Below are 10772 nucleotides of genomic sequence, written 5' to 3' on the forward strand. Positions count from 1 at the left end.
CGACGGGCGTACCCGCGCCGACAATCTTGGCGCCCATCTCGTTGAGCATGTTGGCGAGATCGACGATCTCGGGCTCGCGGGCGGCATTGTCGATAACCGTGGTGCCCTGCGCGCGCACGGATGCCATGATGAGGTTCTCGGTCGCACCGACGCTGGCGAACTCGAGCGTGACGGTGGTACCGCGCAGACCTTGGGGCGCATTAGCGTTGATGTAGCCGTGGGCGGTATCGAACTCAACGCCCAGGGCCTCAAGACCAAGAATGTGCATATCGATCTTGCGAGCACCCAGGTTGCAGCCGCCCGGCATGGCGATCTTGGCGCGATGGAAGCGACCCAGCAGGGGTCCCATCACGGCGGTGGAAGCACGCATCTTGGCAACGAGCTCGTAGGGGGCCTCCCAAGAATCGACCTGAGAGGTATCAATCTCGAGCGTGTGCTCGTCAAGGACATCGATTGTGGCGCCCATACCCTTGAGCACCTTGCCCATCACGTGGACATCGGAAATATCGGGCACGTTCTGCAGCGTCGTCTTGCCCGGCGCCAGAAGCGTTGCCGCCATGAGTTTGAGCGCGGAGTTCTTGGCGCCCGAAACGGGCACAGAGCCTCCGATGGCGTGGCCACCCTCAACGCGGATAATATCCAAGGTCTACCCTTTCAAAAAGCATGCCCGGGATGGCTGGGCCATCCCGGGCATGATGTGTTCGCAAATGGTCGAACGCTAAATCGTTTGACTATTGGGCAAGCTTGAGCTTACACCATGCGATTTCATTATAGAGGTAGGCGCGGCGTGCATCATCCTCCGACAAATTACCCAGCTTCTCTTCAAAACCTTGAATATCAGCTTTAAGCTTGTCGGCATCGACGGTCGCCAAATCGCAAGCGCGCTCGGCGAGAACGGTCACGACATCGTCCGCAACCTGGGCATAGCCGCCGGCCACGGCAAACGTGTGGTCGACAGTGCCCATGGCCTTATCGGAAACGCGAACGTAACCGCGGTCGATCGTGCAGATCTCGCTGGAGTGAGCAGGCAGAACGCCAAACTCGCCATCCGTGGACGGAATCGACACAAACGCAGCGTCGCCCTCATAGGCGCAGCTCACGGGGCACACGATGCGGATACGCATAACCTACTTCTCCCCCATCTTGCGGGCGCGCTCGCGCACGTCCTCAATCGTGGAAGCATAGCGGAAAGCCTGCTCGGGCAGGTCATCGGCCTTGCCGTCGACAATCTCGGCGAAGGAGCGGACGGTATCCTCGACGCGGACGTAGACACCGGGGTTGCCGGTGAACTTCTCGGCGACGTGGAAGGACTGCGAGAGGAACTGCTGGATCTTACGGGCACGGTTGACCGTAAGGCGCTGCTCCTCGGACAGCTCGTCCATACCCAGGATGGCGATGATGTCCTGAAGGTCGGAGTACTCCTGCAGGAGCTCCTGGACCTTGACGGCGACACGGTAGTGCTCCTCGCCGACGATCGAGGGATCGAGAGCGTCGGAGGAAGACGCGAGCGGGTCGATAGCCGGGAACAGGCCGAGCGACGAAATACTACGCGAAAGAACCGTGGTGGCATCGAGGTGCGTAAACGTCGTGGCAGGCGCCGGGTCGGTCAGGTCGTCTGCGGGGACGTAGACAGCCTGGACGGAGGTAATGGAGCCCGTCTTGGTCGAGGTAATGCGCTCCTGGAGGTCGCCCATCTCGGTTGCCAGCGTGGGCTGGTAACCAACGGCGGACGGCATACGGCCCAGCAGTGCGGAAACCTCGGAACCTGCCTGGGAGAAGCGGAAGATGTTGTCAATGAACAGCAGGACGTCCTGGCCACGATCACGGAAATACTCAGCGGTGGTAAGGCCGGCCAGACCGATGCGCAGACGCGCTCCGGGCGGCTCGTTCATCTGACCATAGACCAAGCAGGTCTTGTCGATAACGCCAGACTCGCTCATCTCGAGGAACAGGTCGGTGCCCTCGCGGGTACGCTCGCCGACGCCGGTGAACACCGAGGTGCCGCCGTGCTCCTGGGCGAGGTTGTTGATGAGCTCCTGAATCAGAACGGTCTTTCCGACGCCGGCGCCGCCGAACAGGCCTGTCTTGCCGCCACGGATGTAGGGCTCGAGCAGGTCGACGGCCTTGATGCCGGTCTCGAAGATCTCGGTCTTGGTGGTGAGCTCGTCGAAACGGGGCGCTGCATGGTGGATGGGGTAGAACTCCTCCACCTCGGGCATGGGCTTGCCGTCGACGGGCTTGCCCATGACATTCCAAATGCGGCCGAGCGTCTTGGGGCCGACCGGCATCTTCATGGGCTCACCGGTATCGGTGGCGATGAGGCCGCGCTGCAGGCCGTCGGTCGAGGACATGGCGACCGTGCGGACGACGCCGCCCGGAAGCTGGCTCTCGACCTCGAGGATCGTGCTCAGATGACCGATCGGGGTCTCGGCCTCGACCGTGAGCGCGTTGTAGATCGGGGGCACCGCGCCGTCAAACTTGACGTCGACGACAGGGCCGATGATACGAACGATGCGACCATCACCGGCAGTCGTCTTCTTGGTGGCTTCCTCGACCGCAAGCTTTACGGTGTTATTAGCCATTACTGTTCCTCCAATGCTGAGGCTCCGCCGACGATCTCGTTAATCTCGGTCGTGATCGAAGCCTGACGCACGCGACTATACGTGCGGGTAAGGGTCGAGATGATCGCGGTGGCGTTTTCCGTCGCGGAGTGCATGGCCTTGCGGCGTGCACCCTGCTCGGCAGCCGCCGAATCGATCAGGGCCTGGTAGATGACCGTCAGGATATACGACGGTACAAGCTTGCCGAGAACATGCTCGGGAGAGGGCACGAACTCGAACGTGGACGAGATGCGCTTAGGGGCGTCGGTCTCGTTCTTACGCGGACCGTGGGCCATAGCGATCATCTCGGGATCGAGCGGCAGCAAGTGCTCGACGCGAAGCTCCTGATCCACGCGGTTCTTGGCGTGGTGGTAGACAAGCTCGACACGGTCAAGCTCACCGGCACGATACGCATCGCAGATATGAGAGGAAATCATGCGAGCCTGATTGAAATCGGGCTCGGAGGAATTGCCCTCAAAGTGCATGATGACGTTCGCGCGGTCGCGGAAATACGTGGCCGGCTTGCGTCCGCACGCAATGATCTCGCACTCGATGCTATTGTTCGCCCAAGAAGCGGCGAGCTTTTCGGCCGTGCGCTCCACCGTCGTATTGAAACCGCCGGCAAGGCCGCGGTCCGAAGCAATGACGACAATCAGGCCGCGCTTTACCGTCTCATGCCTCTGCAGCATGGGGTCGGTACCCGAGCAGGAGGCGTCGCCGGCAACCGTCAACATGACGTCGGTCAGCGCCTCCTTATAGGGCTCGGCCTGCTTGGAGCGATCGAGGGCACGACGAATCTTGGCCGTAGAGACCATTTCCATCGTGCGCGTGATCTGCTTGGTCGTGGTAACCGAGGAGATTCGCTTCTTAATGTCGCGAAGGTTGGCCATAGGGCTTAGTTCTCCTCTGATCCAGTCGTATCGGCATGGTGCTTTGCCATGAACTGCTGCTTAAAGTCGCCGATGACGCGCAGGAGCTCAGCCTTGGTGTCATCGTCGATCTTCTTGGCGCGAACCTTGTCGAGCAACGAGCCAAAACCGTTGTCCATGTACTCGATGAGCTCGGCACGGAAGGGAAGCACGTCGGCGATCTCGAGATCGTCGAGGAAGCCCTCGTTGCCGGCAAACAGCGTAACGATCTGCTCGGAAACCTCAAACGGCTTGTAGCGCGGCTGCTTAAGGAGCTCGGTCATGCGAGCGCCGTGGGTAAGCTGCTTCTGCGTAGCCTCGTCAAGGTCGGAGCCGAACTGCGTAAAGCCGGCGAGCTCCTGATATGAAGCGAGGTCCAGGCGAAGGTTGCCGGCAACCTGCTTCATGGCCTTGGTCTGAGCGTCACCACCGACGCGGGACACGGAGATACCCACGTCGACTGCCGGGCGCTGGCCCTGGAAGAAGAGCTCGGACTGCAGGTAAATCTGACCATCGGTAATGGAAATGACGTTTGTCGGAATGTAGGCCGAAACGTCGCCATCCTGGGTCTCGATAATCGGCAGGGCCGTCATGGAGCCGTAACCGTTCTTCTTGGACATCTTGACGGCACGCTCGAGCAGACGAGAGTGCAGGTAGAAGATGTCGCCAGGATAAGCCTCGCGTCCGGGCGGACGATGCAGCGTCAGCGACATCTGACGGTAGGCCACAGCCTGCTTGGACAGGTCGTCGTAGATGACGAGCACGTGGCCGCCGGGGTTGGTCTCGCTGGCGGGCTTGCCGTCCTCGCCGTTGTACATGAAGAACTCGCCAATAGCGGCACCGGCCATAGGCGCGATGTACTGCATAGGGGCGGAATCGGCAGCAGTGGCCGAAACGATGATGGTGTAGTCGAGCGCACCGTGCTGAGCGAGGGTCTCACGGATGTTGGCAACCGTGGAGGCCTTCTGGCCGATGGCGACATAGATGCAGACCATGCCCTTGCCGCGCTGGTTGAGGATAGCGTCGATGGCGATGGCGGTCTTACCGGTCTTACGGTCGCCGATGATGAGCTCACGCTGACCGCGGCCAATAGGCACCATGGAGTCGATAGCGAGCAGACCGGTCTGAACCGGCTCGCACACCGGGGTACGGTCGATGACGCCGGGGGCCTTGAACTCGATGGGACGACGGTGCGTGGCGACAATGTCACCCAAACCGTCGATGGGCTGGCCGAGCGGATTGACGACGCGGCCGAGCATTGCACGGCTCACGGGAATATCCATAATGCGGCCAGTGGTGCGGCACTCGTCGCCTTCCTTGATGGAGTCGACGGCACCAAACAGAACGGCGCCGACCTCGTCACGGTCAAGGTTCTGGGCGAGGCCGAATACGGTCTCACCGGTATCGGAGCTCTTGAACTCCAGAAGCTCGCCTGCCATGGCACTCTTGAGGCCGGAGACGCGCGCGATGCCGTCGCCTACCTCGTCGACCGTTGAAACCTCATGCGTATCGACCGTCGCGGAGAGGCTCGTGAGCTGCTCCTGCAGTTTCTTGGCGATATCCTGGGCATTGAGGGTTTCGGACATTAGGCTTCACCTCCGTACGAATTAGCAGAGTTTGCGAGGGTCTCCTGCGCGATGCGCAGCTGCGTCTTGACGGAGATGTCACGACGCTCGCCGCGGGCCTCGAGCACCAGGCCGCCCACGATAGACGGGTCGACCTGCTCGATAAGGAATACCTTGCGGCCGAAGTCCTGCTCGCATTTCTTAGTGATGGTTTGACGCAGCTCGTCGTCGAGCGGGATCGCCGTGGTGACGGTCACGCCCACTACATCCTCGTCTTCCTCGGCAACATACTTAAAGGCAGCTGCCACCTTGGGAAGAAGGTCGAGCTGGTCGCGCTTGGACATGGTGTCGAGCACGGCGATGATCTCGGGGCTGGCAGAAGCCAAGCGCTCGACCATCTCGAGGTCCTCGAACACATGGTTCTCGGCCTTGGCGGCTTCCAAAAGGGAACGCGCGTAGGTCTCGAGCACCTTGTCCTGATAGCGGCTAGTCGGCATTCAGGCTACCTGCTTCCTGGATGTAGCGCTCGATGAGCTTCTTCTGCTCGGCATCGTCCTCGAGTGCCTCGCCCACGATCTTGGTGGCGACGGCAACGGACAGGTCGGCGATGGAGCTCGCGGCACCGGCGTAGATGGACTTGCGCTCGTCCTCGACGGTCGTATGGGCCTTGGCGATGATCTCCTCGGCCTCCTTGTGAGCAGCCTCGATGATACGGGCGCGCTCGGACTCGGCGTCCTTACGGGCCTCGAGAACGATGTCGGCAGCCTGACGACGGGCGTCGGTGACGATCGAGTCGGACTCAGCGCGCTTGGCGATAGCCTCCTGCTTGGTCTTCTCGGCCTCGTCGAGGCTCTCCTCGATCTTCTTGCCGCGCTCCTCCATGGTTTTCATGATGCCCGGCAGGGCGACCTTGGCCAGCACGATCCAGATGATCAGGAAGGCGATAAGTGCCGGGATGAACTCCGCCATCTTAGGGATGAGGATGTCCGCACCGGCAGCGCCGTCCTCGGCGAACGCGGAAACCGGCATGAGCAGCGCGGCCGCGGACGCGGAGAGTGCGATCGCGCTCTTCTGGGATGAAAGATTCATACTTGACGCTCCGTGCTATTTAACGATCAGCGCGACAACGAAGCCGATCAGAGCCAGAGCCTCGCCGAAGGCGGAGCCCATGATGAAGACGGTGAACACGCGGCCCTGGACCTCAGGCTGACGGGCCATAGCACCCGTAGCACCCAGAGCAGACAGGCCGATAGCAAGACCAGCGCCGATAACACCGAGACCGTAACCGATAACTCCCACGATTCCTCCTTTGTCGTGCGTGTCTTATTTCACGCAGGATAACCTTATTTATAACTGCCGGGCTCCATGGGTACGGGCACCAGCGGTTTAACGAATTGCCTTACCTTTAAGGCGCGAACGGAAGACTACTCCTCCTCCGCAACCTCCTCTGCCTCGGAGACATACACGGCGGTAAGGACCGTGAAGACATAAGCCTGGATGGCGCCGACTACAAGCTCGATCGCATAGATCAGGATGAGGATGGCAAGCCAGGCCAGCGAAGGCAGGGCGCCGACGGCGTGAGCCGCGGAAACCTGCTGAAGCAGCGGCTGCATGAACATGCTCGCCATGATGGCGAACGAGCCCATGACCACGTGTCCTGCGAACATGTTGCAGAACAGACGGACGGCAAGCGTGATGAGGCGCAGGAAGGTCGAGAAAAGCTCGACGACCCACACAAGCACGTTCATCGGGAAGCTCACGCCCTGCGGGGCGAGGCTCTTGATGTAGCCGATCACGCCGTGAGCCTTGCATCCGTAGTAGATGAAGTACACGAAGGCGAAGATGGCGAGCGCGGCGGTGGAGCCGATTGCGCCGGTGCCGGGCTTCATTCCCGGAATCAGGCCAATCATGTTATTGATCAGGATGAACAGGAAAAGCGAGCACAGGAACGGGAAGTGCTTCTTCCAGTTCTCACCCACGACGCCCTTGCCGATATCGTTCTCGACGTACTCGATGATGTACTCGAAACCGTTGACGAAGAAGCCCTTGGGAACCAGGGTCTGCTTCTTCTTGAACACGGCCAGGACGATCAGGAGCACGATCGTGGAGACGATCAGCCAAAACGAGTACTGCGTGATGCCGCAGCTCAGATCGCCCACGACAGGGGTGGAGCTGAACTCGCTGACCAGATGATTAATCTCATCAGGCAGCTTTTCAAAAATTTCCACGACTTACCTTTCGACCTCATGAGGATCTCGCAGCACCTTGGCGACGCGAACCGCGCAGGCGGCCATAAAGGCCACGAAGCCGATCGCCTCGCCCAGGAGGAACATGCGAAACGCCTCTCCGAACAACGCAAACACAACCAAGGTAAAGACGAGCAGGGCGATTGCCGAGACCGCCAGGCTCACCATACCCTTGAGCATGTCCGCATTCTGTTTATCGTCAAGAACCGGCTTGAGCGTAAAAACAAAGGGAAGAAAGGCGACCGCGCCCGCGATGGCGCCTGCAACGATAGCGAGCAGATCGGCTATCTGAAACACTGGCGTCCTCACTTTCTTTTTTTAACGCTTCCCAGAACAGTTCCCGCCAAACATTGGTGACTATTGTACGAGCCAATCGCTAAAGTACAACCGAAAAAGCATCGGTTAATACGCACCTGTTCGTTTTCTTAAGACCTTCTTTATGCCGCAGGTAGGTAATACGTTTTTCTCGAACCCCTCTGGGCTAAACGTCCGTTAACAGGAGTGCGCGCGGTCGCCTTTTGTTCGACCGCGCGCACCGTTTCTTCGTATTTGCAGCCGCGGCCGTCTTAGCCCAGCGACTAGAGCGTGCCGAAGATGCGGTCGCCGGCGTCGCCGAGGCCGGGAACGATGTAGGCGGCCTCGTTGAGATGGTCGTCGATAGCGCAGGTATAGATATGCACGTCGGGATCCTTCTCGGTCAGTGACTTGAGGCCCTCGGGGGCCGCGACGATGCACAGCATGCGAATGTCCTTGACGCCGCGCTCGCGCAGATAGCTGATGGCCATCTCGGCCGAGCCGCCCGTGGCGAGCATAGGGTCGACGACCAGACAGATACGCTGGTCGATATCCTTGGGCATCTTGCAGTAATACTCGTGAGGTTCATGGGTAACCTCGTCGCGCTCCATGCCGATGTGGCCCACGCGAGCGGAGGGCACCAGGTCGAGGATACCGTCGACCATGCCAAGGCCCGCACGCAGGATGGGCACGATGGCGAGCTTCTTGCCGGCAAGCTGTTTGAACGTGGCAGTAGTGATGGGGGTCTCGACCTCGACGTCTTCCATAGGCAGGTCGCGCATGGCCTCGTAGCCGTCAAAAAGCGCGAGTTCGCGCACGAGCTGACGGAACTGGTTGGTGCCGGTGTTTTTGTCGCGCAGGATCGACAGCTTGTGCTGGACGAGCGGATGATCGACAAGCGTCACACGGGACGCATCGTAGGTGACGGTCATGGGTTGATTGCCCCTTTCGTTGCAGCCGCAAAACGGCCTTGCTGACAAGGCGCGCAGCAATGTTGCCGCCGCACGCCATGCATAAGTTTAGCGGTTTGTTGTATCGAGCAGCCCATCGCAGCCCTACTGTGCGGTACTGAGCGAGCGCTTGACTGCATCACGCCAGCCCGCAAGGTTTTGCTCGCGACGCTCGGCGGACATATGGGGAAGGAAGGTCCTAACGATCTGGGCATTTTGCTCCAGCTCTTCAAGGTCTTCCCAATAGCCGACGGCAAGACCCGCCAAGTACGCGGCACCGATTGCCGTGGTCTCCACCGTCTCGCATTGCAGCACGGGGATATCCAGCAGGTCGGCCTGGAATTGCATGATGAACTCGTTGCGCGAGGCACCGCCATCGACAGACAGGCGCTCAATCGAAAGCCCCACGTCCTGCTCCATGGCGCGCAGCACGTCGTAGCTCTGATATGCCATGGATTCGCAGGCGGCACGTACGATGGTCGCACGGCTCGAGGCGCCGGTCAGACCGCACACGATACCGCGGGCATGCGGGTCCCACCAGGGAGCACCCAAACCTGCAAAGGCGGGAACGAAGTAGCAGCCCTCGTTGTCGCTAATCGAAGCGGCGAGTTGTGCCGACTCGCTCACACTCGAGATGATGCCCATGTTGTTGCGAAGCCAGTTCATCGTTGAACCGGCGGCAAAAATAGAGCCCTCGAGCGCATAGCTGACTTTGCCGTCCGCAGCGATACCGATGGTGGAGACCAGGCCATTCTTGGATTCGACGATCTCGTCACCGGTGTTCATGAGCATAAAGCAGCCCGTGCCATAGGTGTTTTTGGTCTGGCCGGGATAGAAGCAGCAGTGGCCGAACAGCGATGCCTGCTGGTCGCCCGCCACGCCCATGATGGGCGGCATGTTGGTCATGATGTCGCTCGCGACGCGGCCGTAGTCGCCCGAGCTCCAGCGAACCTCGGGCATCATGGAACGTGGAACGTCAAAGAGCGCCAGCAGGTCGTCGTCCCAATCGAGCGTATGGATATTAAAGAGTGCCGTGCGGCTGGCATTGGTGTAGTCGGTGGCAAAGACCTGGCCGCCGGTGAGGTTGTAGATGAGCCAGGTGTCGATGGTGCCAAACATGAGGTCGCCCGCCGCCGCGCTCTCGCGTGCGCCGTCGACGTTGTCGAGAATCCACTGCACCTTGGAGGCCGAGAAATACGGGTCAAGCGTAAGTCCCGTGCGGGAGCGCACCAGCTCCTCGCAACCCTGTTCAACCAACGCGTCGATCGCCGGCGCGGTACGACGGCACTGCCATACGATGGCGTTATAGATGGGCTGGCCGCTCACGCGGTCCCAGACCACCGTGGTCTCGCGCTGGTTGGAGATGCCGATGGCGGCGATGCGATCGGAATGGATGCCGCTCTTAAACTGAACCTCCATCATCACGCCGATCTGGCTGGCAAGCACCTCCGTGGGATCCTGCTCCACCCAGCCGGGGCGCGGGAAGCTGGTTTTGACGCTACGACGCGCCTGGGCAACGATGCAGCCGTATTCGTCGACAATGGCCGCGAGTACCGAGGTAGTGCCGCAGTCGAGCGCCATGATGTAGGAACCGCCAAAGTTAAACGAGGCATCTTCCATGCCCAGGCTGCCCAGATTCAACGACATCGCTTACACCCTTCTATTGCATCGGGTCGGACAGGACCCGCTCGATCTCTGATGCGGGAAGTGCGCCTTGGCGCAGGATCTGGAGCCCGCCGTGCTGGAACGACACGATGGTCGAGGCGTAGCGACACGGGGTCTCACCGGCGTCGACGGCAACATCGACCCCCTCCAGGATGCGGCCCTCGACGGCGGCAAAGCTTGCCGGCGAAGGCGCGCCGTGCGTGTTGGCGCTCGTGCAGGCAAGGGGACTGCCGCAGGCGCGGATGAGCGCTTGGACCACGGGAGAGGCCGAAGCGCGCAGGGCCACGGTGTCGTCGGCAGCGCGCATAAAGGTCGGCACGCAGGGGGCTGCCTTGACCACGATAGTCAGGGCTCCCGGCCAGCATCGTCGCGCGAGTACGCGGGCATCTTCCGGGATATCCACGCCATAGCGGTCGAGTGCTTCGACGCCATCGACCAGCCAAGCGACGGTTTGCGTGAGCTCACGTTGCTTGAGAGTGAAGATACGGCGATAGCCGGTGCCGAGCGCAGGAACTGCGGCGCCATTGACGGCAGCCTGCGGATC

At 60.8% G+C, this 10772-nt stretch carries 12 protein-coding genes and 1 pseudogene; all 13 read right to left on the bottom strand.

The features are described from left to right. A pseudogene (locus ABHR76_RS08395) lies at nucleotides 1-643 on the bottom strand (UDP-N-acetylglucosamine 1-carboxyvinyltransferase); the annotation flags it as partial. A gap of 88 nt (nucleotides 644-731) precedes the next feature. Continuing rightward, nucleotides 732-1124, bottom strand: a complete 393-nt coding sequence (gene atpC / locus ABHR76_RS08400) for an ATP synthase F1 subunit epsilon (RefSeq protein ID WP_006235718.1) — start codon at nucleotides 1122-1124, stop codon at nucleotides 732-734. Nucleotides 1125-1127: 3 nt separating this feature from the next. After that, entirely contained in the window at nucleotides 1128-2582 is a 1455-nt protein-coding gene (gene atpD / locus ABHR76_RS08405; protein WP_006235717.1) for a F0F1 ATP synthase subunit beta, read from the bottom strand. Further along, entirely contained in the window at nucleotides 2582-3490 is a 909-nt protein-coding gene (gene atpG, locus ABHR76_RS08410) for an ATP synthase F1 subunit gamma (RefSeq protein ID WP_138375265.1), read from the bottom strand. Before atpG ends, atpD begins: the two co-directional genes overlap by 1 nt. A 5-nt stretch (nucleotides 3491-3495) precedes the next feature. Then, the gene (gene atpA, locus ABHR76_RS08415) at nucleotides 3496-5094 is read right to left on the bottom strand and encodes a F0F1 ATP synthase subunit alpha (RefSeq protein ID WP_138375266.1); all 1599 of its coding nucleotides are present in this window, start codon (nucleotides 5092-5094) and stop codon (nucleotides 3496-3498) included. After that, nucleotides 5094-5570 carry a F0F1 ATP synthase subunit delta gene (locus tag ABHR76_RS08420; protein WP_035138792.1) on the bottom strand — a complete coding sequence of 159 codons (477 nt, stop codon included), beginning with the start codon at nucleotides 5568-5570 and terminating at the stop codon, nucleotides 5094-5096. Before ABHR76_RS08420 ends, atpA begins: the two co-directional genes overlap by 1 nt. Continuing rightward, a complete protein-coding gene (gene atpF / locus ABHR76_RS08425; RefSeq protein ID WP_006235712.1) occupies nucleotides 5560-6162 on the bottom strand; it encodes a F0F1 ATP synthase subunit B in 603 nt (200 codons plus the stop codon). Before atpF ends, ABHR76_RS08420 begins: the two co-directional genes overlap by 11 nt. A gap of 15 nt (nucleotides 6163-6177) precedes the next feature. Next, on the bottom strand, nucleotides 6178-6372 hold the full coding sequence (locus ABHR76_RS08430; RefSeq protein WP_022094262.1) for an ATP synthase subunit c family protein: 195 nt from the start codon (nucleotides 6370-6372) through the stop codon (nucleotides 6178-6180). Between the two features lie 125 nt (nucleotides 6373-6497). Beyond that, nucleotides 6498-7301: a F0F1 ATP synthase subunit A gene (atpB, locus tag ABHR76_RS08435; protein ID WP_022094263.1), complete on the bottom strand. Its 804-nt coding sequence runs from the start codon at nucleotides 7299-7301 to the stop codon at nucleotides 6498-6500. Nucleotides 7302-7304: 3 nt separating this feature from the next. Then, nucleotides 7305-7616 (bottom strand): hypothetical protein, encoded by a 312-nt coding sequence (locus ABHR76_RS08440; RefSeq protein WP_138375267.1) that lies wholly within the window; start codon nucleotides 7614-7616, stop codon nucleotides 7305-7307. Between the two features lie 281 nt (nucleotides 7617-7897). After that, nucleotides 7898-8545, bottom strand: coding sequence for a uracil phosphoribosyltransferase (gene upp / locus ABHR76_RS08445; RefSeq protein WP_022094265.1), 648 nt, complete (start codon nucleotides 8543-8545; stop codon nucleotides 7898-7900). Nucleotides 8546-8668: 123 nt separating this feature from the next. Next, a complete protein-coding gene (glpK, locus tag ABHR76_RS08450) occupies nucleotides 8669-10210 on the bottom strand; it encodes a glycerol kinase GlpK (RefSeq protein WP_052044221.1) in 1542 nt (513 codons plus the stop codon). Between the two features lie 13 nt (nucleotides 10211-10223). Continuing rightward, on the bottom strand, nucleotides 10224-10772 hold a 549-nt coding region (locus ABHR76_RS08455; protein ID WP_346977347.1), incomplete at its 5' end, for an L-threonylcarbamoyladenylate synthase.

The sequence above is a fragment of the Collinsella aerofaciens genome, from assembly GCF_039752985.1.
In the GTDB taxonomy this organism is placed as follows: Bacteria; Actinomycetota; Coriobacteriia; order Coriobacteriales; family Coriobacteriaceae; genus Collinsella; species Collinsella aerofaciens_BT.